The organism is Pseudomonas schmalbachii (assembly GCF_017589465.1).
In the GTDB taxonomy this organism is placed as follows: domain Bacteria; phylum Pseudomonadota; class Gammaproteobacteria; order Pseudomonadales; family Pseudomonadaceae; genus Pseudomonas; species Pseudomonas schmalbachii.
Genome location: NZ_JAELYA010000008.1, coordinates 1 through 24,713 on the forward strand (window position 1 = coordinate 1; position 24,713 = coordinate 24,713).

Here is a 24,713-nt window from a genome sequence, read left to right on the forward strand (position 1 = left end):
TGAGTCCCCTGAAGGGCCGTCGAAGACTACGACGTTGATAGGTCGGGTGTGTAAGCGCTGTGAGGCGTTGAGCTAACCGATACTAATTGCCCGTGAGGCTTGACCATATAACACCCAAGCAATCTGAGGATTGTGGTGTAGTGGTGAAGTCGACGAACCGAAAGTTCGTGAGAACCGCAAATGACACCGAAAGATCACATACCCGAATTGGGGTGAGCGTGAGCGAAAGCCACGAGCATCCGAAAGAATTGCTTGACGACCATAGAGCGTTGGAACCACCTGATCCCATCCCGAACTCAGTAGTGAAACGACGCATCGCCGATGGTAGTGTGGGGTCTCCCCATGTGAGAGTAGGTCATCGTCAAGCACCTATCCCGAAACCCCTGGTCAGCAATGGCCGGGGGTTTTGCTTTTGCGCGCGGAAAAGCCCACGGTTCGCGCCATTGTCATTCGCGGGCTGCAATGCCCACTGTAGGTTGGTGCTGAGCAACGCGAAGCCCAACATTGCCATCGTTGGGCTTCACTGCGCTCAGCACCAATCTACGCGGGTTATGGCCCCGCCACGTAGTTGCGTAGGCTGTCATCGAAATGTCGCAATGACTGATGGCATTTCATCCAACTGTCACATTCGCGTCATAGAGTCTTCATGCGGCCTGACGATACTGGCCCCCGATCCATCCAACCTATCCTGTTCGAGGAGCAAGGCATGAAACTCAAGCGTTTGATGGCGGCCCTGACTTTTGTCGCCGCAGGCGTGGGCGCCGCCAGTGCGGTAGCCGCTATCGATCCGGCGCTGCCGGATTACCAGAAGTCCAGCGGTGTATCGGGCAACCTGTCGAGCGTCGGTTCCGACACCCTGGCCAACCTGATGACCATGTGGGCCGAGGAATACAAGCGCCTTTACCCGAACGTGAACATCCAGATCCAGGCTGCCGGTTCCTCCACCGCGCCGCCTGCGCTGACCGAAGGCACCGCCAACCTCGGCCCGATGAGCCGCAAGATGAAGGATGTCGAGCTGCAGGCCTTCGAGCAGAAGTACGGCTACAAGCCGACTGCCATTCCGGTGGCCGTGGATGCCCTGGCGATCTTCGTGCACAAGGACAACCCGATCAAAGGCCTGACCATGGCGCAGGTCGACGCGATCTTCTCCGCCACCCGTCTGTGCGGCGGCAAGCAGGAAGTGAAGACCTGGGGTGACCTGGGCCTGACCGGCGACTGGGCGAACAAGTCGGTCCAGCTGTTCGGCCGTAACTCGGTGTCCGGCACCTACGGCTACTTCAAGGAAGAAGCGCTGTGCAAAGGCGACTTCAAGCCGAACGTCAACGAGCAGCCGGGTTCGGCCTCGGTGGTGCAGTCGGTCAGCCAGTCGCTGAATGGCGTGGGCTACTCCGGCATCGGCTACAAGACCGCCAGCGTGAAGACCGTCGCCCTGGCCAAGAAGGATGGTGCCACCTTCGTCGAGGATAACGAGCAGAACGCCCTGAACGGCACCTACCCGTTGTCCCGCTTCCTCTACGTCTACGTGAACAAGGCGCCGAACAAGCCGCTGGAACCGCTGGAAGGCCAGTTCCTCAAGATGGTCCTGTCCAAGACCGGCCAGCAAGTGGTCGTGAAGGACGGCTACATCCCGCTGCCGTCCAAGGTCGCGGAGAAGGCGCTGAAGGAACTGGGCCTGTAACCAGCCCGCGAACCGGGCGGCACGGCCGCCCGGCATGGGGTGACGCAACCCCTACAAGGCCCACTGGCGTGGCTCTGCTGGTGGGCTTTGTCGCGTCACCGGCATGTCATCTTTCTGTCACACAGAGCCGCTAGGGTGTCACCCCATGAACGACATGGCCAACTCCCCGATGACTTCCAATCCTCCCGAGCGGATCGACTTCAATACGCCGGCGCTGCAACGCAAGCGGCGCATGCGTGCGCTCAAGGATCGCCTGACCCGCTGGTACGTGCTGGTCGGCGGCCTTGCCGTGCTGGCAGCGATCACCCTGATCTTCTTCTACCTCGCCTACGTGGTGCTGCCGCTGTTCCGCGGCGCCGAGCTGGAAGCCCGCCAGCCGCTGACCCCGGCCTGGCTGAAAACTGCCGAAGCCCCGCTGCTGCTGAGCATCGAGGAGCAGAACCAGGTGGGCATGCGCGTCGCCGCCAATGGCGAGGTGGTGTTCTTCAGCCTCAAGACCGGCGATGAGCTGAGCCGCCAGTCCCTGAAGCTGCCGGCGGGCAGCCATGTGGTGTCGATCGCCGAGGACCAGCCGGGTCATCCGCTGATTGCCCTTGGCCTGTCCAACGGCCAGGTGCTGGTGTTCAAGCACACCTACAAGATCACCTACCCGAACAACCAGAAGACCATCACGCCGCACGTCGAGTACCCCTACGGCGAAGCGGCCATCGTCCTGGACAGCCAGGGCCGTCCGCTGGAACACGTAGCGCTGGCCTCCGGCGACGAAAGCCTGGTGCTGGCCGGTTCCAGCGGCAACCAGATGCTGGTGCTCAGCCTGACCAGCCAGGAAAACATGCTCACCGGCGAGACGACCCTGGAACAGGAGCAGATCGAGCTGCCGCAGATCGCCGAGCCGGTGAAGGCGATCTACCTGGACCCGCGCAAGCAGTGGCTGTACGTCATCAACGGCCGCGCCCATGCCGACGTCTTCGACCTGCACAGCCGCCAGCTGAACGGCCGTTACAAGCTGCTCGACGACGCCTCCGCCGAAGTCACTGCCAGCGGCCAGTTGCTCGGTGGTATCTCGCTGATGATTGGGGACTCCACCGGCGGCATCGGCCAGTGGTTCATGGCCCGTGGCGAGGATGGCGAACCGCGTCTTTCCCATGTCCGCGACTTCAAGCTGGACGACCAGCCCATCGCCAGCATCGCTTCCGAACAGCGCCGCAAGGGCTTCCTGGCCCTCGACCGGCAAGGCAACCTCGGCGTGTTCCACAGCACCGCCCACCGCAAGCTGCTGGTGGAAAACGTCGCGCCGGAAGCAGGCCAGATGGCTCTGTCGCCGCGTGCCAACCGTCTGCTGCTGGAGCAGGGCGGCGAGCTGAAGCGCCTCAGCCTGCACAACCCGCACCCGGAAGTTTCCTGGAGCGCGCTGTGGGGCAAGGTCTGGTACGAGAGCTATGACAAGCCGGGCTACGTCTGGCAGTCCACCGCTGCGACCACCGACTTCGAGCCCAAGCTGAGCCTGTCGCCGCTGACCTTCGGCACCCTGAAGGCGGCCTTCTACGCGATGATCCTCGCCGCGCCGCTGGCCATCGCCGCCGCCGTCTACACCGCCTACTTCATGGCCCCGGGCATGCGCCGCAAGGTCAAGCCGGTGATCGAACTGATGGAAGCGCTGCCGACGGTGATCCTCGGCTTCTTCGCCGGCCTGTTCCTCGCGCCCTATGTCGAAGGCCACCTGCCGGGCATCTTCAGCCTGCTGATACTGACGCCGCTGGGCATCCTGCTCGCCGGGCTGCTCTGGAGCCGCCTGCCCGAGCGCATCCGCCTGAGCCTGCCGGCCGGCTGGGAAGCCGCCATGCTGATTCCGGTGGTGCTGGTGGTAGGCGTCTTCGCCCTGTGGATGAGCCCGCACATGGAAGCGGCGTTCTTCGGCGGCGACATGCGCCTGTGGATAAGTCATGACCTCGGCATCACCTACGACCAGCGCAACGCCCTGATCGTCGGCCTGGCGATGGGCTTCGCGGTGATCCCGAACATCTTCTCCATCGCCGAAGACGCCATCTTCAGCGTGCCGCGCAGCCTCACCTACGGCTCCCTGGCCCTCGGCGCCACGCCCTGGCAGACCCTGACCCGCGTGGTGATCCTCACCGCCAGCCCGGGCATCTTCTCGGCGCTGATGATCGGCATGGGCCGTGCGGTGGGCGAGACCATGATCGTGCTGATGGCGACCGGCAACACCCCGGTGATGGACATGAACATCTTCCAGGGCATGCGCACCCTGGCCGCCAACGTCGCGGTGGAAATGCCCGAATCGGAAGTGGGCGGCACCCACTACCGCGTGCTGTTCCTCTCGGCGCTGGTACTGCTTTCCTTCACCTTCGTGATGAACACCCTGGCCGAGCTGATCCGTCAGCGGCTGCGGAAGAAATACGCGTCGCTGTAAGCGGCGCATGACGAGGCATACCTCTGTGAAACAGAAACAGGAATCCGTCAAAGCGTGGTTCGCCAGCGGTTCGCCCTGGGTGTGGTTGAACGCCGGTGCGGTGTCCATCGCGGTGATCATGACCATCGGCCTGCTGTCGGTGATCGCCGTGCGCGGTCTCGGCCACTTCTGGCCGGCGAACGTGATCGAGGCGACCTACAACGTGCCCGGCGAGGCGCCGAAGACCCTGATCGGCGAGGAAGTGCAGCGCGAGCAGGTGCCGCGCGAGCGCCTGCACAGCGCCGGCCTGCCGGTGCCGGACAGCGGTCCGCAATTCATGACCCGCGAACTGCTCAAGCTGGGCAACCGCGACCTGTATGGCAGTGACTTCTCCTGGGTGATCGGCGAGTGGCTGGGCGATGTCCGCACGCCGGACGATCTGGTCACCCTGGAGCGCCGCGAATACGGCAACTTCTATGGCTACCTGACCAGCGTCAAGGAAGGCGGCAAGGTGGTCGCCGAAGGGCCGGGCGCCATGGCCGAGCTGCACAAGCGCCTGCAGCGCGTGGATGAGCTCTACGCGCAGGTCTACCAGCTGGAGAAGAAAGACATCGGCGGCATCAACCACGGCCTGGAGCGCCTGCGTCTGCAGGAACGTGGTCTGCAGTTGCGCAATGAGCTGACCCCAGAGGCCCAGGCCGACCTGGCCGCCAGCCGCAGCGAGCTGAATGCCCGCTACAAGGTGTTCGAGGAACAACTCGGCGCCCTGCACCAGGAGTTCAACCGCGACAGCGTGGTGATGCGCGACGCCAGCGGCCAGCAGACCGAGATCAGCCTCGGCAAGCTGGTGCACGCCTATCAGCCGAACGCCATGGGCTACGGCGAGAAGCTCGCCTTCTACTTCAAGAAACTCTGGGAATTCCTCAGCGACGACCCGCGCGAAGCGAACACCGAGGGCGGCATCTTCCCGGCGATCTTCGGCACCGTGATGATGACCCTGGTGATGGCGGTGATCGTCACCCCGTTCGGTGTGATCGCCGCGGTCTACCTGCGCGAATATGCCAGGCAGGGGGTGCTGACCCGCATCATCCGCATCGCCGTGAACAACCTCGCCGGCGTTCCGGCGATCGTCTACGGCGTGTTCGGCCTCGGCTTCTTCGTCTACGTGCTGGGCGGCTCGATCGACCGGCTGTTCTTCCCCGAAGCGCTGCCGGCGCCGACCTTCGGTACTCCGGGTCTGTTCTGGGCTTCGCTGACCCTGGCGATCCTCGCCGTACCGGTGGTGATCGTCGCCACGGAAGAAGGCCTGGCGCGTATCCCGCGCGCGGTGCGCGAAGGTTCCCTGGCGCTCGGCGCGACCAAGGCGGAGACGCTGTGGAAGGTCGTCCTGCCGATGGCCAGCCCGGCGATGATGACCGGCCTGATCCTCGCCGTGGCGCGTGCCGCCGGCGAAGTGGCGCCGCTGATGCTGGTCGGCGTGGTCAAGCTGGCTCCGGCGCTGCCGGTGGACGGCAACTACCCGTACGTGCACCTGGACCAGAAGATCATGCACCTCGGCTTCCACATCTACGACGTCGGCTTCCAGAGCCCCAACGTCGAGGCCGCGCGTCCGCTAGTGTACGCCACCGCGCTGCTGCTGGTGATGGTGATCGCCCTGCTGAACTTCTCGGCCATCGCCATTCGTAACCGCCTGCGCGAAAAGTACAAGGCGCTGGAAAACTGATCAGTCGCCGCAGGCCCATTGCAGGCCTGCGGCCCGTAGCCTCCGAAGGAGACTCACATGCAACAAGAATCCCATACCCACGGCATCGACATCAGCGCGCTGGGCCGTGGCAAGCGTCCGGGGATGATCCTCGAGAACGAGCCGGTGGCCCTCGAAGTGCCCGGCCTGAACCTGTTCTATGGCGACAAGCAGGCACTGTTCGACGTCGGCATGAACATCCCCAAGCAGCGCGTGACCGCCTTCATCGGCCCGTCCGGTTGCGGCAAGTCGACCCTGCTGCGCTGTTTCAACCGCATGAACGACCTGGTCGACGGCTGCCATGTGAAGGGCGAGATCCGCCTCGACGGCCACAACATCTTCGCCAAGGGCGTCGATGTCGCCGAGCTGCGCCGCCGCGTCGGCATGGTGTTCCAGAAGCCCAACCCGTTCCCCAAGAGCATCTACGAGAACGTGGTCTACGGCCTGCGCATCCAGGGCATCAACAAGAAGCGCGTGCTCGACGAGGCCGTGGAGTGGGCGTTGAAGGGCGCCGCGCTGTGGGATGAAGTGAAGGACCGCCTGCACGAATCCGCCCTCGGCCTCTCCGGCGGTCAGCAGCAGCGCCTGGTGATCGCCCGCACCATCGCGGTGGAGCCGGAAGTCCTGCTGCTCGACGAGCCCTGCTCGGCGCTCGACCCGATCTCCACCCTGAAGATCGAAGAGCTGATCTACGAGCTGAAGTCGAAGTTCACCATCGTCATCGTCACCCACAACATGCAGCAGGCCGCGCGGGTTTCCGACTACACGGCGTTCATGTACATGGGCAAGCTGATCGAATTCGGCGACACCGACACGCTGTTCACCAATCCGGCGAAGAAGCAGACAGAGGATTACATCACCGGGCGTTACGGTTGAGGCCATGAGAAATCTCCTCTGGCTTTGTCGGCGGAGCTTGCCGTACTGGATGTACTGTCGGCGCTCCGCCTTCGCGCCAGCGAAGATTTCTCAAGGGCCTCAATGTTCCAGGTGAGACCGGATAAAAGAACTTCGCACCTTTCAAGGGTTTGCACATGATCAACAAAGAAAGCCTCACCCATCACATCTCCCAGCAGTTCAACGCCGAGCTGGAGGATGTGCGCAGCCACCTCCTGGCCATGGGCGGGCTGGTGGAGAAACAGGTCAACGACGCGGTCACCGCGCTGATCGACGCCGACTCCGGCCTCGCCCAGCAGGTGCGCGAGATCGACGACCAGATCAACCAGATGGAGCGCAACATCGACGAGGAATGCCTGCGCATCCTCGCCCGTCGCCAGCCGGCGGCCTCCGACCTGCGCCTGATCATCAGCATTTCCAAGTCGGTGATCGACCTCGAGCGCATCGGCGACGAGGCCTCGAAGATTGCCCGCCGCGCCATCCAGCTCTGCGAGGAAGGCGAGGCGCCGCGCGGTTACGTCGAGGTCCGGCATATCGGCGGACAGGTGCGCAAGATGGTCCAGGATGCGCTGGACGCCTTCGCCCGCTTCGACGCCGACCTGGCGCTGTCGGTGGCGCAGTACGACAAGAATGTCGACCGCGAGTACAAGACCGCCCTGCGCGAACTGGTGACCTACATGATGGAAGACCCGCGGGCGATCTCGCGGGTGCTCAGCATCATCTGGGCGCTGCGCTCGCTGGAACGCATCGGCGACCACGCGCGCAACATCGCCGAACTGGTGATCTACCTGGTGCGCGGCACCGACGTGCGCCACATCGGCCTGACGCGCATGCAGGAAGAAGTGCAGAGCGACAAGAAGCAGTAACTGCCGCGCACGTCGGCTTCTCACGTAGGTTGGCGCTGAGCGCAGCGAAGCCCAACATCGGCTCGGCGCTGCATCGTTGGGCTTCGCAAGCTCAGCGCCAACCTACGTCCTCCAGATACACATTCTGGCGACCGGGGTCACAGGCCGACTGCCGGTAGCTCGCAGCGGCCGGGGCACGCTGCTAGTCTTGCGGCGTCGCATACCTATAACCAGAGCCGACATGCTGGGACGCCTTATCTTCTTCTGTGGCCTGTTGGCCACCATGGGGCCGGCCGCGGCCGTGACCATCTACAAGTACACCGACGCCAATGGCGTAGTCACCTACACGGACAAGGCCGTGGCGGGTGCGCAGGTGTTCGTGTTCCGCGACCGCATGGTCGAGCACCTGGAAAACCAGGTGAAACTGGAAACGAAGAAACACGCCGGCGGCGAAACCCTGCAGGTGCGCAACGACCTGTTCGCCCCGGTCGAGGTCGAGTTGCGCATCGGTGGTGCGCAGAATGCCGTGGGTGTGCCGGACGCGCCGATCCGCTGGGTGCTGCCGCCGCGCAGCACCATCCGCCTCGCCACCCTGGCGCCGCGCGATCCGGCCAGGCCCATGCAGTACAAGCCCAAACTGCGCTACGCCCTCGGCGATCCGCGCCTGCAGCCGCAGTTCTTCAGGTATCCGCTGCCGTGGCGCGGCGGGCCGTTCCGCCTGAGCCAGGGGCCGAACGGCAAGTACAGCCACTTCACCCCGAAAGGCCGCTACGCCATCGACATCGCCATGCCCGAAGGCACGCCGATCGTCGCCGCGCGCGGCGGCATGGTGGTGAAGGTGGAGAACAGCCAGAGCGGCCGTGGCAACAATCCGTCCGGCAACTTCGTGCGCGTCCTGCATGACGACGGCACCATGGGCGTCTACCTGCACCTGATGCGCGGCTCGGTGCTGGTCCGCGAGGGCCAGCGCGTTGGCATCGGCACGCCGCTGGCGCGCTCGGGCAACACCGGCAACAGCAGCGGCCCGCACCTGCACTTCGTGGTGCAGCGCAACGTCGGCCTGGCGCTGGAATCGATCCCGTTCGACTTCGCCCAGCCGGTGGACGAACTGCCGAACTTCGCGGTGGGTGGGGATAACTGAAGAGTAGGGTGGAAAACCGCGAAGCGGATGGCCGCCCCGCGTTTCCACCGATGGAGTCTTGCAGAAGGGCAAGGTGGACAAGCTTCGCGTTGTCCACCCTACGCACTACGTGGCCGGGCCAGAATTCGCGTAGGTTGGTGCTGAACGCAGTGAAGCCCAACGATGGCGATGTTGGGCTTCGCGTTGCTCAGCGCCAACCTACGGTGGGCATTGCCGCCCGTAGGAACGGCAGGCGTCAGTCCAGCTTGACCACCTTGGCGAGCACGATCTTCGGGCCCTTCATCTTCTTCACGATGATGCGCAGGCCCTCGGTTTCCAGCACTTCTTCCTCTTCCGGCACGCGCTTCAGGCTGTCGTAGACCAGCCCGGCCAGGGTGTCCGCCTCGACGTGGTCGAGGTCGATGCCAAGCAGGCGTTCCAGCTTGAACAGCGGGGTATCGCCGCGCACCAGCAGCTTGCCCGGCTGGTAGGCGAGGATGCCGCGCTCGGCCTTGCGGTGTTCGTCCTGGATGTCGCCGACCAGCACTTCCAGCACGTCTTCCATGGTCAGGTAGCCGATCACCTTGTGGTCGGCCTCCTCGACCAGGGCGAAGTGCGAGCCGCCCTGGCGGAACTGTTCGAGCAGGCTCGACAGCGGCATGTGCTTGGTCACCAGTTCCAGCGGGTGGGTCAGCTCATCGAGGTCGAAGGACTCCGGCAGGCTGTCCAGCGCGGTCAGCGCCAGCAGCAGGTCCTTGATGTGCAGCAGGCCAATGAACTCGCCCCTGGCGCTGTCGAAAACCGGGTAGCGGCTGTACTTGTGGCGGCGGATGGTTGCCAGGATCTCGTCCAGCGGCGCGCTGCGCTCCAGGTACACCAGGTCCTCGCGGGAGTTGGCCCAGTCCACCACTTCCAGTTCGCCGAGCTCGACCGCCGAGGCCAGCACACGCATGCCCTGGTCGCTGGGGTCATGGGCGCGGCTGGAGTGCAGGATCAGCTTCAGCTCGTCGCGGCTGTAGTGGTGCTCGTGGTGCGGCCCCGGTTCGCCCTGGCCGGCGATCTTCAGGATGGTGTTGGCGCTGGCGTTGAGCAGGTAGATGGCCGGGTACATCAGCCAGTAGAACAGGTACAGCGGCGCCGCGGTCCACAGCGACAGCAGCTCGGGCTTGCGGATCGCCCAGGACTTGGGCGCCAGCTCGCCGACCACGATGTGCAGGTAGGAAATGATGAAGAACGCGGTGAAGAACGAGATCCCGTGGATGATCTCTTGCGATTGAATGCCGACGGCAGCCAGCAGCGGTTCGAGCAGTTCGGCGAAGGCCGGCTCGCCGACCCAGCCGAGGCCGAGGGAGGCCAGGGTGATACCGAGCTGGCAGGCGGAAAGATAGGCGTCGAGCTGGTTGTGCACCTTGCGCAGGATGGTGCCGCGCCAGCCGTGCTGTTTGGCGATGGTCTCCACGCGGGTAGAGCGCAGCTTGACCATGGCGAACTCGGCGGCCACGAAGAAGCCGTTGAGCAGGACGAGGAAAAGGGCGAAGAGAATAAGGCCGAAATCGGCGAAATAAGTCAGGAAGGAGCTACTAGGGGAAGGGTCCATGGTTGTGTTGTGTGGTTGAAGGAGCAGCTAAGAATGCGGGCAGCGGACGGCGCTGGCAAGTCTGCAGGTGTTGCAGGACTTGCAGCGCGCCGCGCCGGGCGTGGTTTCAGGCGCGGTCTTCCAGTTGTGTCGGCGGGAAGTGGCAGACGAAGCTGCTGCCCTTGCCGACCACGCTGGCGATGTCCAGGGTCGCGCGGTGGCGCATCAGCACGTGCTTGACGATGGCCAGGCCGAGACCGGTGCCGCCGGTGTTCGCCGCGCGGCTGGAGTCCACCCGGTAGAAGCGTTCGGTCAGGCGCGGCAGGTGCTTGGCCTCGATGCCGATGCCGCTGTCCTGCACGGCCATGTGTGCGCCCTGCTCGTCGGCCCACCAGCGAATGCGGATCTCGCCCTCGTCCGGGGTGTATTTCACTGCGTTGAACACCAGGTTGGAGAAGGCGCTGCGCAGCTCGGCCTCGCTGCCCTTGATCCGCACCTTCGGGTCGGCCTCCAGGCTGATGCGGTGGTTGCGCGCGCCGGACAGCGCCTGGGCGTCGTTGCGGATCGTCAGCAGCAGGAGATCGACGGCGACCGGCTTGTTGTCGGCCGGATAATCCGTGGCATCCAGCTTGGCCAGCAGCAGCAGGTCGTTGAGCAGGCTCTGCATGCGCCCGGCCTGCTGCTGCATCTGCTGCAGCGCGCGGGCCCAGCGCGGGTTGATGTTCTCGGCGTTGTCGAGCAGGGTCTCCAGGTAGCCGGCGATCACCGTCAGCGGCGTGCGCAGCTCGTGGGAGACGTTGGCGACGAAGTCCTTGCGCATCTGCGCCAACTGGTGCACCTGGGTCACGTCGCGGGCCAGCATCAGGTGATCGCGTTGGCCGTAGAGGGTGATCTGGATCTGCAGGCGCAGATGTTCGTTGATCGGCGAGGGCAGCTCCAGCGGCTCGCGATAGTCCTCGGCGGCGAAGTATTCCTTGAAGCGCGGATGGCGCACCAGGTTGTACACCGGCTGGCCGATGTCCTGCGGGCTCTTCAGACCCAGCAGGCGCTCCGCGGCGGGGTTCCAGGACTCCAGGTTGCCGTCGCTGTCGAGCATGACGATGGCGTCGCGCAGCGAGGCGGTGGATTCTTCCATGCGGTTGATCACCGACTGCAGGTGGCCGCGCACGCGCTGGTTGCCGCGCTGCAGGCGATAGATGCTGTCGAACACCTCGCCCCAGAGCCCGTGGCTGTGCGGCGGTTCTTCATCCTGCTGGTGGGTGTTGAGCCAGTGGTAGAGGCGTTGCAGCTGGCGCAGGGTCCAGCCGAGGTAGATGGCCAGGCCGATCGCCAGGGCCCAGCCGTAGTGGCCGGTGAGCAGGCCGACCAGCAGGGAGCCGGCCAGCACCAGCAGCAGGTGAAGCAGCAGCGCTCCACGCCAATCTTGATTCACGACGGCTTGCGTCCTGTTCCTTGTGAGCGTTCCGTGGGGCTGGTCAGCCCTTGGTGGAGAAACGATAGCCGGTTCCGCGCACCGTCTGTACCAGGTTCTCGTAGGCCTCGCCGAGCGCCTTGCGCAGGCGGCGGATGTGCACGTCGACGGTACGTTCCTCGACGTATACGTTGCCGCCCCACACCTGGTCGAGCAACTGGCCGCGAGTATAGGCGCGCTCCTGGTGGGTCATGAAGAACTGCAGCAGGCGGTATTCGGTCGGGCCCATCTCCGCCGGGCGGCCGTCGATGGTCACGCGGTGGCTGACCGGGTCGAGCAGCAGGCCGCCCACCTCGATCGGCGTCTCGCTGTCGCCGGCACCGGCGCGGCGCAGCACGGCCTTCAGGCGGGCGACCAGTTCGCGTGGCGAGAACGGCTTGGTGATGTAGTCGTCGGCGCCGACTTCCAGCCCCTGGATCTTGTTGTCCTCTTCGCCCTTGGCGGTGAGCATGATGATCGGGATGTTGTCGGTCAGCTCGTCGCGCTTGAGGCGGCGGGCCAGCTCGATGCCGGAGGTACCGGGGAGCATCCAGTCGAGCAGGATCAGGTCCGGCTTGCGATCGACGATGGCCGCGTGCGCCTGCGGCGCGCTATCCGCCTCAAGGCATTCGTAGCCGGCCATTTCCAGCGCCACGGCGATCATCTCGCGAATCGGCGCTTCGTCGTCAACGATGAGAATTGTCTTGCCAACCATGCTGGTGCCTCGAGATTCCTGTCTTGCGCCGCATTAGATAACGAAATTATTGCAGCTATGTGACATGCCTGTGCTAGACGCGTTGCCGGCCGGCGCGGAGCAGATGCCTCGACTATGCTGATGGGGCGCCAGCCGGCCGTACCAGGCTGGCCAGAGGTCGCCGGCGTTCGCCGCGACATTTCCTGCATGACGTTCGCGTGCGCTGTCGATGCAGTCCTGACTGGTACTCCTGCTCGTGGATGCCCGGCCTTGCGATTCCGCCCGCGTCATTCCATTTCTCCAGAGGAGATCGACGATGAAGATCAGATACCTGGCATTGGCCATGGGCCTGATGCTGCCTGTGCTGGCAGCGCATGCCGATGAGCCGGCGACGGTCAAGGATGGCGTGCTGGTCGATGCCAAGGGCATGACGCTGTACACCTTCGACAAGGACAGCGGTGGCAAGTCCGCGTGCAACGGTCAGTGCGCGGCGAACTGGCCGCCGCTGGTGGCCGCCGAGGGAGCCAAGGCCGACGATGACGACTGGACCGTCGTCACCCGCGACGATGGCGGCAAGCAGTGGGCGTATTACGGCAAGCCCCTGTACACCTTCATTCAGGACAAGAAACCCGGCGATGTAACGGGTGACGGCAAGATGGGCGTCTGGCACGTCGCCAAGCCGCAGTAAGCGGACGGTGCGAACCATTCCCCAACACTTTTGGTCCCGCCTTGCGGCACGTCGCCGGCGCCCGGTTTACCGCAGCGCGTAGTCGGCGACGATGCCGATGAAGATCGCCAGCCCCGCCCAGTGATTGTGCAGGAATGCCTTGAAGCAGGCCTGCGGATCGCGCGTGCGGGTCGACCAGGCTTCCCAGGCGAAGCATCCCGCTGCCACTGCCAGGCTGGCGTAGAAATAGCCGCCCAGTTCGAAGCGATTGCCGGCCAGGACCAGCAGCAGCAGGGTCAGGCCCTGCAGGCTGCCGATGATCAGGCGGTCGGCGTCGCCGAAGAGGATCGCGGTGGATTTCATGCCGATCTTCAGGTCGTCCTCGCGGTCGGTCATCGCGTAGTAGGTGTCGTAGGCCACCGTCCACAGCACATTGGCGAAGAACAGCAGCCACGCCGCTGCCGGCAGCTCGCCGCGCTCGGCGGTGAAGGCCATCGGCATGCCCCAGGAGAAGGCCGCGCCGAGCACCACCTGCGGGTAGTAGGTGTAGCGCTTCATGAACGGATAGAGCGCCGCCACCGCCGCACCGCCGAACGACAGCCAGATGGTCGGCGCATTGGTGCACAGGACCAAGGCGAAGCTGGCGGCGAGCAGGATGGCGAAGGTGATCCAGGCCTCGCGCACGCTGATCTTGCCGGTGGCCAGCGGACGCGCCTTGGTGCGTGCGACATGGCCGTCGAAGTTGCGGTCGGCGAAGTCGTTGATCACGCAGCCGGCCGCGCGCATCAGTACCACGCCGAGCACGAAGATCACCAGGTTCTTCGCATCCGGCACGCCCTCGGCGGCGATCCACAGCGCCCACAAGGTAGGCCACAGCAGCAGGTAGATGCCGATCGGCTTGTCCATCCGCATCAGCTGGAGGAAGTCCCAGGCGCGGGGGTGCAGGCGGGCGAGCGGTTTGATCAGGGTGGCGAACATGAGTGGTCTCCGGCTTCGGCCGGGCGATTATACGGCGTCCAGCTGTTGCCAGAAGGCCGGCAGGAATACCTCGGCGACCAGCACGCCGAGACTGCCGCGGGAGAAGCACGAGCGACGCCCCCACAGGCGCTCGCTGCGCACCGTCGGCGGCAGGCAGGCGGCCGGGTAGCGGCAGACTTCGATGGCGCCGCGATGGAAGGCGCGGTCGCTGAACAGCAGTTCGCCGAGCGAGCGGCTGCCGAGCAGGCTGAGATCGAAGCCGGAGCCTTCCAGCGCGCTGCGGGCGGCGACGCTGCGGGCGAACACCCAGGGCTGGCCGCGGCCATGCAGGTAGACCTCGCGCACCCAGCCCTGGCTGCCGTCGGCCACGCCGAGGGCGGCGCACTCGTCCGGACGCAGGCGGTGCCAGCCTTCCGCCAGCGGTTCGACGGCGAAGGTGCCATCGGACTGGGCTGTGAGGCGGCGGGTCAGCGAGCCCTGGTCGAACAGCCAGTCGAGAACGCTGGCGGGCGGTGCGGGGTGCAACTGGGCGGCGGTGAGCCAGCGTGGCGGATGGATCAGGGCGGCGTCGGGCACGGTGATGCTTGCAGGTCGGGTCGAAGCGCGCAGCTTAGCATGCCCGCGCGGGCGGCCGGTTTTGCATGATGGGCAAGGCTGCATTGCCGGTTTTCCACGCAATGGCCGGCCGGTACTTGCATGGCCGGCCCATCGCCAGTACAAAACGGGGCGAGTGCGGATCGTGTTGCGATCCCGACATTATTAGAAAGGTGTTAGCCGATGAAGAAGTGGCAGTGTGTGGTGTGTGGCCTGGTCTATGACGAATCCCAGGGCTGGCCGGAAGAGGGTATCGCCGCCGGTACCCGCTGGGAGGATGTCCCGGAAGACTGGCTGTGCCCGGACTGCGGCGTGGGCAAGATGGATTTCGAGATGATCGAGATCGGCTGATCGCCCGCGTTTCCCCGATGACGGCGGCCTGGAGCCGCCGTTTTCGTTTGTGCCGCTGCCTTGGGCTTCGTACGGGCTGCAGGTATCCTCTTGCGCATTGGTTCGCGAGGCGACCCGGGGGAGGGAAGGCGATGCGCAAATGGCAATGCGTGGTCTGCGGTTTCATCTATGACGAGGCGGCCGGTCTGCCGGAAGAGGGGATAGAACCCGGCACCCCGTGGGAAGACATTCCCGCCGACTGGGTCTGCCCCGACTGCGGGGCCGGCAAGATCGACTTCGAGATGATCGAAATTTCCTGATTCCCCCTCGTTCAGATTGACGACCGCCTGGTCGTCCACGAAGTGGAGAACTCGATGAGTGACAATGCACCGCTGGTGATCATCGGCACCGGCCTGGCCGGCTACACCCTGGCCCGCGAGTGGCGCAGGCTGGACAGCGAAACGCCGCTGCTGCTGATTACCGCCGACGACGGCCGCTCCTACTCCAAGCCGATGCTCTCCACCGGCTTCGCCCGCAACAAGGACGCCGACGGCCTGGCCACGGCGGAGGCCGGCGCGATGGCCGAGCAGTTGAACGCGCGCATCTTCACCCATACCCGCGTCACCGCCATCGAGCCCGATCAGCGATGCATCTGCATTGGCGAAGAACGGATCGAATACCGCGACCTGGTGCTCGCCTGGGGCGCCGACACCATTCGCGTGCCGGTGCAGGGCGATGCGCAGGATGCGATCTTCCCGATCAACGATCTCGAAGACTACGCACGCTTCCGCGCCGCCGCCGACGGCAAGCGCCGTGTGCTGCTGCTGGGCGCCGGGCTGATCGGCTGCGAGTTCGCCAACGATCTTTCCAGCGGCGGCTACCAGATCGACGTGGTGGCGCCGTGCGAGCAGGTCATGCCGGGCCTGATCCATTCCGCCGCGGCGAGGGCCGTGCAGGCCGGACTGGAAGGTCTCGGCGTGCGCTTCCACCTTGGCCCGGTGCTGTCCAGCCTGACGCGCCGCGCGGACGGCCTGGAAGCGCGCCTCTCCGATGGCAGCGTGGTCGAGTGCGACCTGGTGGTATCCGCGGTCGGCCTGCGCCCGCGCATCGAGGTGGCCGCCGCGGCGGGGCTGGGGGTCAACCGCGGCATCGTCGTCGACCGCCATCTGCGCACCTCCCAGCCGAACATCCATGCCCTCGGCGACTGCGCCGAAGTCGATGGCCTCAACCTGCTTTACGTCATGCCGCTGATGGCCTGCGCGCGGGCGCTGGCGCAGACCCTGGCGGGCAAGCCGACGCCGGTGGCCTACGGCCCGATGCCGGTCACCGTGAAGACGCCGGTCTGCCCGCTGGTGGTGTCGCCGCCACCGCGCGGCAGCGAGGGTGAATGGCACGTGGAAGGCTCTGGCGCGGACCTCAAGGTGCTTTGCCGGGATACCGCTGGTCGTCTGCTCGGATATGCCCTCTGCGGCGCCGCGGTAGGCGAAAAACTCTCGTTGAACAAAGAGTTACCCGCACTTTTGGCGTAAATAGCCGATTTCATGGCGGTTTTGCCTCCGGATTGCCCTGGCGATTTGCCTAATGATACTGGCGTGCCAGCGTCAGCCGTGCCATCCTCCTCCCGGTATCCCGCAGCCTAGAGCCTGTAGGGCACGGCCGAGCTGTGGGGCTCCGGGCGCTGCTGGGAAGACAGCACGGACACAAAACAACAACAAACCGTCAAAGAGGCATCTATGCGCAAACCTGAACTCGCCGCTGCAATTGCAGAAAAGGCTGACCTCACCAAAGACCAGGCCAACAAGGTACTGAATGCTCTGCTGGATGAGATCACCGGAGCACTCAACCGCAAGGACAGCGTCACCCTGGTAGGTTTTGGCACCTTCGTTCAGCGCCATCGTGGCGCACGTACCGGCAAGAACCCGCAGACCGGCCAACCGGTCAAGATCAAGGCCAGCAACACCGTCGCCTTCAAGCCGGGCAAGGCTCTCAAGGACGCAGTCAACTGATCGTCCCCGACCCGGAGCCGGCATGGCTCCGGGTCATCCCAACTCCCTCCCGCCTTATCGAAGTCCGGATGTAGTCGCTCCGGAAAGTCGCTACAATGCGCCGCCATCGTTCATGAACTTCGAGGTTGCGCGCTTGAAATTTCGTTTTCTCCTGTGGATGCTCGGTCGCCGGATGGCCAGGGCCAGTCGCGACAATCCCGCATTCCGCGAGCAGCTCGAAGGCAAGGACCTGGTGTTCCAGCTGCATACGCTGGACGGCAAGATCGCCCGCCATTTCATCGTCAAGGACCGGCAGGTCAGCGCCCGCCGCGGCCAGCATGCGCAACCCGCCTTCGCCATCGGCTTCAAGGACGGCGCCACCGGCTTCGCCCTGATGACCGCGAAGAATGCGCAGCTGGCTTTCATGCAGGGCATCCAGAACAAGACAATCCAGATCCAGGGCAATCCGGCGCTGGTGATCTGGTTCCAGGGGCTGGCCAAGCACCTGAAGCCCAGGAAGAAGGCAGTGGAGAAGCAGGCTGCCTGACGTTCGCCGTGGCGCGCCGCCGCGTAGGTTGGCGCTGAACGCAGTGAAGCCCAACGGTGCCATGGCTCAGCCTTCGCTGCGCTCAGCCCGCACCACGTAAATGCATCGCGGGCATGGCCCGCTCCTACGGTCAGACGCGGAGCGTATTCCTGTAGGAGCGAGCTCTGCTCGCGAACGCCGGCAACTCAAAAGCTTCGCGAGCATCGGACTGGGCGTCCCCCCCACACCGCGCTTGATGGTGGAAAAGGCTTCGCCGTTTTCCACCCTACGTTCCGCACGAGCGAGCCGTAGGAGCGGGCCATGCCCGCGATTTTCCTCAGATACGCAGGGTGGACCGTTGGGCTTCGCTGCGCTCAGCACCAACCTACGTCACTGTGTGTTCAGGTTGGATACCAGCTCGCGCAGTGCCGCTTCCGCATCCAGCACCCTGCGTACGGCATCTTCGGCGCGGGTGTGGCTGATCTCCAGGCGATCCAGCAGGGCCTGCGGGATGTCGCCCACCGGGCCGCTGCCGATGCCGTTGTTGCGCAGCAGGTGGGTCGCCAGGCACACCAGGTTGGCGTAGGGCGCGCAGGCGCCGCTGTAGTCCGGGTCATGCTGGAAGCGCAGGGCGGTATAGATTTCCTCCGGCATGCCCCAGGCGCGCATCAGCCAGGCGCCGATCTGTTCGCGGGTGATCCCCAGCAGGTGCTGCTCGACCTGGCTGTGCTCCAGGTGCGGGTTGACCTCCAGATGCCGGCAGATCAGCGAGAAATGCGGCGGGAAGATGTGCGCCAGGACCAGGTAGCCGATGCTGTGGAGCAGGCCGCCGAGGTATGCCAGCCCCGTCTCCGGCCGAGCGCTGCGCGGCATGGCGCGGGTCAGGCCGTCGATCACCGCGGCGTTGTAGATCGCCTGGTTCCAGTAGGGCGTGGCCTTCTGCGGGTGGTCCTTGGGCAGGCTGAGGGTCTTGCCCAGGGCCAGGCCGAGGGCGAGGTTGATCACCAGGTCGAAGCCGAGCACGCGGACGATGGCGTCTTCCACCGAGCGAATCTTGCCGGGCGCCGCGTAGAACGGCGAAGCGGCCCAGCTGACCACCTGCGCGGCCAGTGCCGGGTCGGTCTCGACCACGTCGGTGATGTCTTCCACCGTGGCGTCCGGATCGACCCGCAGCTTGATGATCTTCTGCGCCGTCTGCGGCAGCGGCGGGATCTCGATGGTTTCTTCCAGGCGCTGCTGGATGCGGCGGGCGGTGAACGCATGCACCGCCTGGGTGATTTCCGCGCGGTCGTCGTCGGGGCGGTCGAGGTTCGGGTGGATGGCTTCCAGCGGGATGCCGAAGCGCCCGGCAATCGCCTTGTCGAGCAGATTGCGGAAGTCGCCGGTGGCGATTTCCAGCAGGGTCCCCGGCACGCCGGATTCCACCAGCAGATGCGGCTCCTGCAGCAGGCGCTCGTCGTACAGGCAGGGCGAGCTGGTGATCGGCGGCAGGCCGGGCAGGCGGGCGAGATGGTGCTTGCCGAGCATACGCTCCAGGCGCTCCGGGGCGACGGCGACGAGGTGGCGGCCGGTGAGTTCGCCCAGGCGGCCGAGGTCGAGCAACTGGTTCTGCGGGAACAGCACCAGCAGGGTGCCACCGGCATCTTCCAGGAAACAGGCCTGCACGCGGCGCGCGAGCGGCAGGGCGATTGCCTCGCTGACCTCGCGATAGGCGATGCCCAGGCGGGCGAGCAGCTGGAGTATCGCGGCAGGGGATCGTGCCGTGTCTGATTGGGCGAGGGCGGCGTCGCTCATGAGTGGGGTTCCGGTTATCGGCGGCTGGCCGGGAGTATAACCAGACGCCGCGAATGCCGGGGGCTTCAGCCGATGGGCGCGGAGGAATTCAGGTGAGGTTCGTCACACTTGGCCGTACTGCTGGCCATGCCGAAGCCAGCGTTCCAGCAGCGGGCTGACGTGTTGCGGCCAGCGCGCCAGCAATGCCTGGGCGGCGTCGCGCACCGCCGGCAGCAGGTCGGCGTCGCGCATCAGGTCGGCGACCTTGAACTGCAGCAGGCCGGTCTGGCGGGTGCCGAGCATCTCGCCGGGGCCGCGCAGCTCCAGGTCCTTCTCTGCGATGACGAAGCCGTCGCAGGTCTCACGCATGATCGCCAGGCGCTCGCGACCGATCTGCGACAGCGGCGGATGGTAGAGCAGCACGCAATGACTCGCCGCGCTGCCCCGGCCGACACGCCCGCGCAACTGGTGCAGCTGGGCCAGGCCAAGGCGCTCGGGGTTCTCGATGATCATCAGGCTGGCGTTGGGCACGTCGACGCCCACCTCGATCACCGTGGTGGCCGCCAGCAGTTGCAGGCGGCCTTCCTTGAACTCCAGCATCACTTCGGCCTTTTCCGCCGGCTTCATGCGCCCGTGGATCAGGCCGACGCGCAGTTCGCCGAGGGCGGAGGACAGTTCCTCGAAGGTGGTTTCCGCGGCCTGGCAGGTCAGTTCCTCGGATTCCTCGATCAGCGTGCACACCCAGTACGCCTGGCGGCCTTCCCGGCAGGCGGCGCGCACGCGCTCGATGACTTCGATGCGGCGGCTGTCGGCGACCAGCACGGTGTTCACCGGCGTGCGGCCGGGCGGCAGTTCGTCGAGGATCGAGGTATCGAGGTCGGCGTAGGCGCTCATCGCCAGGGTCCGCGGGATCGGCGTGGCAGTCATGATCAGCTGGTGCGGGCACAGGCGGCCGTCCACGCCCTTCTGACGCAGAGCTAGGCGCTGCTGCACGCCGAAGCGGTGCTGCTCGTCGATGATCGCCAGGGCCAGGCGGCGGAACTGCACTTCGTCCTGGAACAGCGCATGGGTGCCGACCACCATCGGCACGCCGCCGGCGATCTTCTCCAGCGCCGCCGTGCGCGCCTTGCCCTTGAGCTTGCCGGCCAGCCAGGCGACTTCGATGCCGAGCGGCTCCAGCCACTTGCTGAAGTTGATGAAGTGCTGCTCGGCGAGGATTTCGGTGGGCGCCATCAGCGCCACCTGGTAGCCGGCCTCCAGCGCCTGCAGGGCGGCGAGGGCAGCGACCACCGTCTTGCCGGCGCCGACGTCGCCCTGTACCAGGCGCAGCATCGGCTCCGGCTGGGCGAGGTCGTAGGCGATTTCCGCACCGACCCGCTGCTGCGCGCCGGTGGGGGCAAAGCCGAGATTCTTCAGGAAGCGCTGCGGCAGCTTGCGTGCCGGCGGAAGCTGGGGAGCTTCCTGCGAGCGCACGCTTTCGCGCAGGCGTTGCAGCGACAGCTGGTGGGTCAGCAGTTCCTCGAAGGCCAGGCGGTGCTGCGCCCAGTGGCGGCCTTCGGCGAGTTCTTCGAGGTCGGCATCCGGCGGCGGGCGGTGCAGGTAGCGGATCGCCTCGTCCAGCGGCCCCAGTCGGTAGTCGCGGGCCAGTTCCGCCGGCAGCCAGTCCGGCAGGCTGCGTGGGCCGAGCAGTGCCAAGGCTTGCTGGCTGAGCTGGCGCAGGCGCTGCTGGGTGAGGCCTTCGGTGGTCGGGTAGATCGGTGTCAGGGTCTGTTCCACCGGGGCGGGCGCGGCGTCGCTCAGCGCGCGGTATTCCGGGTGGTAGATCTCCAGGCCGGAGGCGCCGGGACGGGCCTCGCCATAGCAGCGCAGGTGCGTGCCGCGCTTGAGGCCGTCCTTCTGCGCCTGGCTGAAGTGGTAGAAGCGCAGGCTCAGCGTGCCGCTGCCGTCCTGCAGGCGGACCAGCAGGCTGCGGCGCTTGCCCATGACCACGTCGGCGCCGACCACCACGCCTTCGATCACCGCGTCCTGTCCCGGGCGCAGCGCGCCGATGGGGATGACGCGGGTGCGGTCCTGGTAGCGCAACGGCAGGTGGAAGAGGATGTCCTGCAGATTCTCCAGGCCGACCCGCGCGAGCTTTTCTTCCAGCGCCGCGCCGACGCCCTTCAGCGCCGTGACCGGGACATTCGCCAGTTCCGTCATGCCGGCTCGGCTTCACCCTTGACCGTCGGCCGGGCGACCGAGCAGAGGCGGATCGAGTCGGCCAGCACTTCGATGGCGCGAGGGCGCGGGAAGCTGGCGCGCCAGGCGATGGCCACGGTGCGGTAGGGCACCGGTGCGGTGAACGGGCGTACGTCGATCACGCCGGGTGCGTAGTGGTGGCTGTCCACCGCGGAAAACGGCAGCACCGAAATACCGAGCCCGGAGGCGACCATGTGGCGGATGGTTTCCAGCGAGCTGGATTCCACCGTGGTGTGCTTGTGGTCGTCGCCCTTGCGCACGCTCGGGCAGGCTTCCAGCACCTGGTCGCGGAAGCAGTGACCCTCGCCGAGCAGCAGCAGGCTCTTGTCGTTGAGCAGTTCGGCGTCGATGGTCGGCTTGGCGGTCCACGGGTGGCCGGCGGGCATCAGCACGTAGAACGGCTCGTCGAACAGCTGTTTGGTCAGTACGTCGGCTTCTTCGAACGGCAGGGCGATGATGATCGCGTCCAGTTCGCCGGTGCGCAGCTTGTCGCGGAGGATGTGGGTGAAGTTTTCCTCGATGTACAGCGGCATCTGCGGCGCGACCTTGTGCAACTGAGGAATCAGGTGCGGGAACAGGTACGGGCCGATGGTGTAGATGGCGCCGACCTTGAGCGGCGAGGTCAGCTGATTCTTGCCGGCCTGGGCCAGCTCGCGAATGCTCTGCGCCTGTTCGAGCACTTTCTGCGCCTGGGCGACGATGCCCTCGCCGACCGGTGTCAGGCGCACGGCGCTCTTGCTGCGCTCGAAGATCAGCACACCCAGCTCATCCTCGAGCTTCTTCACGCCGACCGAGAGGGTCGGCTGGCTGACGTGGCAGCGCTCCGCGGCGCGGCCGAAATGCTGCTCCTGAGCGAGTGTGACGATATAGCGCAGTTCGGTGAGGGTCATGGCGGCTAATCCGTTTATGTCGGCCAAGCATAGCGGCTGCTCCGCCACGAACCAACCTGCGCGGCGGGCCCGTGCGGCTAATTGATGAGGGGCCATGGTTCCGTTGTGGCGCAGTGATCGATTGAATTAGTCGTCCAGGCCACTAAACTCGGGCCGGTCTTCCTTGGGAGTGGAATATGTCTCGAAGCCTGATGATCGTGGGATGCGGTGATGTCGGCAGCCGCCTGGGCGTGCAGCTCGCCGAGAAAGGCTGGTCCGTTCATGGCCTGCGCCGCAACGTCGCCGCGCTGCCGTCAGCGATCCAGCCGGTGGCGGGCGACCTGGCCGACCCGGCCTGCCCGGCGGACTGGCCGCGTGGCGAGCTGGACTACGTGGTGTTCACCGCCGCCGCCAACCAGCATGACGAGGCTGGCTACCGCGCGGCCTATGTCGACGGCCTGCGCAACGCCCTCGGCTGGCTGCGGCAATGCGGCCAACGGCCGAAACGGCTGTTGTTCGTCTCCAGCAGCGGTGTGTATGCCCAGCAGGACGGCGAATGGGTGGACGAGACTTCCGCCGCCGACGCCGAGCACTTCACCGGGCGGGTGATGCTCGACGGCGAGCAACTGGCGCTGGGCAGCGACATCCCGGCGAGCGTGGTGCGCCTCACCGGCATCTACGGCCCCGGCCGCGAATGGCTGCTCAACCAGGTGCGCCAGGGCTACCGGGTGGCCAGCGAGCCGCCTGTATACGCCAACCGCATCCATGCCGACGATGCCGCCGGTCTGCTGGCGGCTCTGGTCGAGGCGGACGCACGCGGCGTGGCGCTGCAGGACTGCTATCTGGGCGTGGACGACGAGCCGGCGGCGCTGGCCGAAGTGGTCGGCTGGCTGCGCGAGCGCCTGGGCGTCACGCAGTGGTCCGAGCAGCAGGAAATGCGCCGCACCGGCAGCAAGCGCTGCAGCAACGCCCGCGCCCGCGCGCTCGGCTGGGTGCCGCGCTATCCCAGCTATCGCGAGGGCTACGCGGCGATGCTGGATGAGGTGAGCACCGGCTCCATGTAGGTTGGTGCTGAGCTTGCGAAGCCCAACGCGCGGAATGTTGGGCTTCACTGCGTTCAGCGCCAACCTGCCAAGGGCGCTGCTGCCCCTGGCGCTAGTCGCGCTCCAGCAGCCAGACGCGCTTGCCGGGACTGTACTCGGGCATTTCCCCGTCCCGGGCGCCGTTCACGGCCTCGAACAGTTCCAGCTTGTCCTCTTCGCGGACGAACAGGTATTCGCGGCCCTGGGCGCCCTGTTGCAGCCAGATGCTGTCGTTGTCGCCGCTCATTGCGGCGCAGTCGCCAGCCAGGCACAGCGCGTAGCGCTCGGCGCCGGGGAGTCCGTCGACGCGGCCGTCGGGCTGGAACTTCACTTCTTCGCCTTGGCCGGGGCCTTCCTGGATTTCCCAGCTGCCGTCCAGATAGGCCTGGTACAACGCGCGCTGGAAGGTGGCGCCGGGCGGCGTGTTTTCCGCCGGTTGCTGTTCCGCACGGGCGAAACGCTGTTCCGGCCAGTTCTCGCTGCCGACCTGAACCAGCTCCTTGCCGGCTAGCTCCAGGTATTCCCGGGTGTTGCCGTAGAAATCGACCCGCCAGCGCTGGGGGCTTTCCTCGTTCAACTGGCCGGAGCCGAGTTCGAAGCCGTTACTGAAGGTCGCTACATGGGCCTTGCCGTCCAGCCGCCATTCCAGGTTCGGACCGTAGGCGAGCAGCGCTTCGCGGAGTTTGCCGCCCTTGCTGGCGGCTTCGATGGCGGCCTGGTTGATCCAGATGCCGGACGGATCGGACGGGGTGCCGGCGCAGCCGGTCAGCAGGCCGAGCAGGGCGCTCAGCACGAGGGCGCGACGCATGGGTGCTCCTTGCATAAAAAAACGGGGCCCCGAAGGGCCCCGTCCGGGATTGCGCTTATTCCAGGACGACGATGGCGTCCATCTCGACCTGGGCGCCTTTCGGCAGGGCGGCCACGCCGATGGCGGCGCGGGCCGGGTAGGGCTGGGTGAAGTAGCGGCCCATGATTTCGTTGACCTTGGCGAAGTGCGAGAGGTCGGTGAGGAAGATGTTCAGCTTGACCACGTCCTTCAGGGCGCCACCGGAGGCCTCGATCACTGCCTTGAGGTTCTCGAACACCTGCACGGTCTGCTCTTCGAAGCCGCTGACCAGCTCCATGGTCTTCGGATCCAGCGGGATCTGCCCGGAAACGTAGACGGTGTTGCCGGCCTTGATGGCCTGGGAGTAGGTACCGATGGCGGCAGGTGCATTGTCGGTGTGGATGACGGACTTGCTCATGAAGACTCCTTATTGGATAGGT

Annotated in this window: 23 protein-coding genes and 2 rRNA genes; 15 read left to right on the top strand and 10 right to left on the bottom strand. The window is 65.8% G+C overall.

Annotated features, from left to right (window positions below; all coding sequences use genetic code 11):
- From JFY56_RS19050 to JFY56_RS19085, 8 genes are all read left to right on the top strand, one after another.
- Positions 1 to 107: ribosomal RNA gene (locus tag JFY56_RS19050) — 23S ribosomal RNA — on the top strand; the annotation flags it as partial.
- 144 nt (positions 108 to 251) lie between these two features.
- Positions 252 to 367: ribosomal RNA gene (rrf, locus tag JFY56_RS19055) — 5S ribosomal RNA — on the top strand.
- Between the two features lie 339 nt (positions 368 to 706).
- Positions 707 to 1,678, top strand: a complete 972-nt coding sequence (gene pstS / locus JFY56_RS19060) for a phosphate ABC transporter substrate-binding protein PstS (protein ID WP_208315625.1) — start codon at positions 707 to 709, stop codon at positions 1,676 to 1,678.
- A gap of 451 nt (positions 1,679 to 2,129) precedes the next feature.
- On the top strand, positions 2,130 to 4,106 hold the full coding sequence (locus tag JFY56_RS19065) for an ABC transporter permease subunit (protein ID WP_408004440.1): 1,977 nt from the start codon (positions 2,130 to 2,132) through the stop codon (positions 4,104 to 4,106).
- Positions 4,107 to 4,131: 25 nt separating this feature from the next.
- Positions 4,132 to 5,808 carry a phosphate ABC transporter permease PstA gene (gene pstA, locus JFY56_RS19070; RefSeq protein WP_208315626.1) on the top strand — a complete coding sequence of 559 codons (1,677 nt, stop codon included), beginning with the start codon at positions 4,132 to 4,134 and terminating at the stop codon, positions 5,806 to 5,808.
- Between the two features lie 57 nt (positions 5,809 to 5,865).
- The gene (pstB, locus tag JFY56_RS19075) at positions 5,866 to 6,702 is read left to right on the top strand and encodes a phosphate ABC transporter ATP-binding protein PstB (RefSeq protein WP_208315627.1); all 837 of its coding nucleotides are present in this window, start codon (positions 5,866 to 5,868) and stop codon (positions 6,700 to 6,702) included.
- A 155-nt stretch (positions 6,703 to 6,857) separates the two neighbouring features.
- Positions 6,858 to 7,586: a phosphate signaling complex protein PhoU gene (phoU, locus tag JFY56_RS19080; protein WP_208315628.1), complete on the top strand. Its 729-nt coding sequence runs from the start codon at positions 6,858 to 6,860 to the stop codon at positions 7,584 to 7,586.
- A gap of 220 nt (positions 7,587 to 7,806) precedes the next feature.
- The gene (locus JFY56_RS19085; protein ID WP_208315629.1) at positions 7,807 to 8,706 is read left to right on the top strand and encodes a peptidoglycan DD-metalloendopeptidase family protein; all 900 of its coding nucleotides are present in this window, start codon (positions 7,807 to 7,809) and stop codon (positions 8,704 to 8,706) included.
- Positions 8,707 to 8,941: 235 nt separating this feature from the next.
- On the opposite strand, the gene JFY56_RS19090 is transcribed toward JFY56_RS19085, so the two are convergent.
- From JFY56_RS19090 to phoB, 3 genes are all read right to left on the bottom strand, one after another.
- A complete protein-coding gene (locus JFY56_RS19090) occupies positions 8,942 to 10,282 on the bottom strand; it encodes a hemolysin family protein (RefSeq protein ID WP_208315630.1) in 1,341 nt (446 codons plus the stop codon).
- A 106-nt stretch (positions 10,283 to 10,388) separates the two neighbouring features.
- The gene (gene phoR, locus JFY56_RS19095) at positions 10,389 to 11,693 is read right to left on the bottom strand and encodes a phosphate regulon sensor histidine kinase PhoR (RefSeq protein WP_208315631.1); all 1,305 of its coding nucleotides are present in this window, start codon (positions 11,691 to 11,693) and stop codon (positions 10,389 to 10,391) included.
- A 43-nt stretch (positions 11,694 to 11,736) separates the two neighbouring features.
- Positions 11,737 to 12,426, bottom strand: a complete 690-nt coding sequence (phoB, locus tag JFY56_RS19100) for a phosphate regulon transcriptional regulator PhoB (RefSeq protein WP_208315632.1) — start codon at positions 12,424 to 12,426, stop codon at positions 11,737 to 11,739.
- Between the two features lie 295 nt (positions 12,427 to 12,721).
- On the opposite strand from phoB, the gene JFY56_RS19105 reads away from it, so the two are divergent.
- Positions 12,722 to 13,093 carry a COG4315 family predicted lipoprotein gene (locus JFY56_RS19105; RefSeq protein WP_208315633.1) on the top strand — a complete coding sequence of 124 codons (372 nt, stop codon included), beginning with the start codon at positions 12,722 to 12,724 and terminating at the stop codon, positions 13,091 to 13,093.
- Between the two features lie 66 nt (positions 13,094 to 13,159).
- On the opposite strand, the gene ubiA is transcribed toward JFY56_RS19105, so the two are convergent.
- Both ubiA and JFY56_RS19115 read right to left on the bottom strand, forming a co-directional pair.
- A complete protein-coding gene (gene ubiA, locus JFY56_RS19110; RefSeq protein ID WP_208315634.1) occupies positions 13,160 to 14,050 on the bottom strand; it encodes a 4-hydroxybenzoate octaprenyltransferase in 891 nt (296 codons plus the stop codon).
- Between the two features lie 27 nt (positions 14,051 to 14,077).
- Positions 14,078 to 14,626 carry a chorismate--pyruvate lyase family protein gene (locus JFY56_RS19115; protein WP_408004436.1) on the bottom strand — a complete coding sequence of 183 codons (549 nt, stop codon included), beginning with the start codon at positions 14,624 to 14,626 and terminating at the stop codon, positions 14,078 to 14,080.
- 201 nt (positions 14,627 to 14,827) lie between these two features.
- Between JFY56_RS19115 and JFY56_RS19120 the strand changes: the two genes are divergently transcribed.
- The 5 genes from JFY56_RS19120 to JFY56_RS19140 all read left to right on the top strand — a co-directional run bounded on the left by JFY56_RS19120 (position 14,828) and on the right by JFY56_RS19140 (position 17,506).
- On the top strand, positions 14,828 to 14,995 hold the full coding sequence (locus tag JFY56_RS19120) for a rubredoxin (RefSeq protein WP_208315636.1): 168 nt from the start codon (positions 14,828 to 14,830) through the stop codon (positions 14,993 to 14,995).
- 131 nt (positions 14,996 to 15,126) lie between these two features.
- Positions 15,127 to 15,294 carry a rubredoxin gene (locus tag JFY56_RS19125; RefSeq protein WP_208315637.1) on the top strand — a complete coding sequence of 56 codons (168 nt, stop codon included), beginning with the start codon at positions 15,127 to 15,129 and terminating at the stop codon, positions 15,292 to 15,294.
- Positions 15,295 to 15,348: 54 nt separating this feature from the next.
- The gene (locus tag JFY56_RS19130) at positions 15,349 to 16,503 is read left to right on the top strand and encodes an FAD-dependent oxidoreductase (RefSeq protein WP_208315638.1); all 1,155 of its coding nucleotides are present in this window, start codon (positions 15,349 to 15,351) and stop codon (positions 16,501 to 16,503) included.
- Positions 16,504 to 16,635: 132 nt separating this feature from the next.
- Entirely contained in the window at positions 16,636 to 16,980 is a 345-nt protein-coding gene (locus JFY56_RS19135) for an HU family DNA-binding protein (RefSeq protein ID WP_268968885.1), read from the top strand.
- 133 nt (positions 16,981 to 17,113) lie between these two features.
- The gene (locus JFY56_RS19140; protein WP_208315640.1) at positions 17,114 to 17,506 is read left to right on the top strand and encodes a helicase; all 393 of its coding nucleotides are present in this window, start codon (positions 17,114 to 17,116) and stop codon (positions 17,504 to 17,506) included.
- Between the two features lie 369 nt (positions 17,507 to 17,875).
- Here the strand turns inward: JFY56_RS19140 and JFY56_RS19145 are convergent, their stop codons facing one another.
- The 3 genes from JFY56_RS19145 to JFY56_RS19155 all read right to left on the bottom strand — a co-directional run bounded on the left by JFY56_RS19145 (position 17,876) and on the right by JFY56_RS19155 (position 22,386).
- Positions 17,876 to 19,279: an aminoacyl-tRNA deacylase and HDOD domain-containing protein gene (locus tag JFY56_RS19145; protein ID WP_208315641.1), complete on the bottom strand. Its 1,404-nt coding sequence runs from the start codon at positions 19,277 to 19,279 to the stop codon at positions 17,876 to 17,878.
- Positions 19,280 to 19,381: 102 nt separating this feature from the next.
- Complete coding sequence (gene recG / locus JFY56_RS19150) at positions 19,382 to 21,457, bottom strand: ATP-dependent DNA helicase RecG (RefSeq protein WP_208315642.1); 2,076 nt, start codon at positions 21,455 to 21,457, stop codon at positions 19,382 to 19,384.
- Positions 21,454 to 22,386 (bottom strand): hydrogen peroxide-inducible genes activator, encoded by a 933-nt coding sequence (locus tag JFY56_RS19155; RefSeq protein WP_208315643.1) that lies wholly within the window; start codon positions 22,384 to 22,386, stop codon positions 21,454 to 21,456. Before JFY56_RS19155 ends, recG begins: the two co-directional genes overlap by 4 nt.
- Before the next feature lie 176 nt (positions 22,387 to 22,562).
- Between JFY56_RS19155 and JFY56_RS19160 the strand changes: the two genes are divergently transcribed.
- Positions 22,563 to 23,429: an NAD-dependent epimerase/dehydratase family protein gene (locus tag JFY56_RS19160; protein ID WP_208315644.1), complete on the top strand. Its 867-nt coding sequence runs from the start codon at positions 22,563 to 22,565 to the stop codon at positions 23,427 to 23,429.
- A gap of 91 nt (positions 23,430 to 23,520) precedes the next feature.
- Here JFY56_RS19160 and JFY56_RS19165 read toward each other — a convergent pair whose 3' ends face one another.
- Both JFY56_RS19165 and JFY56_RS19170 read right to left on the bottom strand, forming a co-directional pair.
- The gene (locus JFY56_RS19165; protein WP_208315645.1) at positions 23,521 to 24,255 is read right to left on the bottom strand and encodes a hypothetical protein; all 735 of its coding nucleotides are present in this window, start codon (positions 24,253 to 24,255) and stop codon (positions 23,521 to 23,523) included.
- Between the two features lie 55 nt (positions 24,256 to 24,310).
- The gene (locus tag JFY56_RS19170) at positions 24,311 to 24,691 is read right to left on the bottom strand and encodes a RidA family protein (protein ID WP_208315646.1); all 381 of its coding nucleotides are present in this window, start codon (positions 24,689 to 24,691) and stop codon (positions 24,311 to 24,313) included.
- Positions 24,692 to 24,713: the final 22 nt, after the last annotated feature.

Excerpts from the sequence above, each read along its gene's own strand:
- pstS (WP_208315625.1), top strand. The coding sequence starts at position 707 with ATGAAACTCAAGCGTTTGATGGCGGCCCTGACTTTTGTCGCCGCAGGC.
- JFY56_RS19065 (WP_408004440.1), top strand. The coding sequence starts at position 2,130 with ATGCGCGTCGCCGCCAATGGCGAGGTGGTGTTCTTCAGCCTCAAGACC.
- pstB (WP_208315627.1), top strand. The coding sequence starts at position 5,866 with ATGCAACAAGAATCCCATACCCACGGCATCGACATCAGCGCGCTGGGC.
- phoU (WP_208315628.1), top strand. The coding sequence starts at position 6,858 with ATGATCAACAAAGAAAGCCTCACCCATCACATCTCCCAGCAGTTCAAC.
- JFY56_RS19085 (WP_208315629.1), top strand. The coding sequence starts at position 7,807 with ATGCTGGGACGCCTTATCTTCTTCTGTGGCCTGTTGGCCACCATGGGG.
- JFY56_RS19090 (WP_208315630.1), bottom strand. The coding sequence starts at position 10,282 with ATGGACCCTTCCCCTAGTAGCTCCTTCCTGACTTATTTCGCCGATTTC.
- phoB (WP_208315632.1), bottom strand. The coding sequence starts at position 12,426 with ATGGTTGGCAAGACAATTCTCATCGTTGACGACGAAGCGCCGATTCGC.
- JFY56_RS19105 (WP_208315633.1), top strand. The coding sequence starts at position 12,722 with ATGAAGATCAGATACCTGGCATTGGCCATGGGCCTGATGCTGCCTGTG.
- ubiA (WP_208315634.1), bottom strand. The coding sequence starts at position 14,050 with ATGTTCGCCACCCTGATCAAACCGCTCGCCCGCCTGCACCCCCGCGCC.
- JFY56_RS19120 (WP_208315636.1), top strand. The coding sequence starts at position 14,828 with ATGAAGAAGTGGCAGTGTGTGGTGTGTGGCCTGGTCTATGACGAATCC.
- JFY56_RS19125 (WP_208315637.1), top strand. The coding sequence starts at position 15,127 with ATGCGCAAATGGCAATGCGTGGTCTGCGGTTTCATCTATGACGAGGCG.
- JFY56_RS19130 (WP_208315638.1), top strand. The coding sequence starts at position 15,349 with ATGAGTGACAATGCACCGCTGGTGATCATCGGCACCGGCCTGGCCGGC.
- JFY56_RS19145 (WP_208315641.1), bottom strand. The coding sequence starts at position 19,279 with ATGAGCGACGCCGCCCTCGCCCAATCAGACACGGCACGATCCCCTGCC.
- recG (WP_208315642.1), bottom strand. The coding sequence starts at position 21,457 with ATGACGGAACTGGCGAATGTCCCGGTCACGGCGCTGAAGGGCGTCGGC.
- JFY56_RS19155 (WP_208315643.1), bottom strand. The coding sequence starts at position 22,386 with ATGACCCTCACCGAACTGCGCTATATCGTCACACTCGCTCAGGAGCAG.
- JFY56_RS19160 (WP_208315644.1), top strand. The coding sequence starts at position 22,563 with ATGTCTCGAAGCCTGATGATCGTGGGATGCGGTGATGTCGGCAGCCGC.
- JFY56_RS19165 (WP_208315645.1), bottom strand. The coding sequence starts at position 24,255 with ATGCGTCGCGCCCTCGTGCTGAGCGCCCTGCTCGGCCTGCTGACCGGC.
- JFY56_RS19170 (WP_208315646.1), bottom strand. The coding sequence starts at position 24,691 with ATGAGCAAGTCCGTCATCCACACCGACAATGCACCTGCCGCCATCGGT.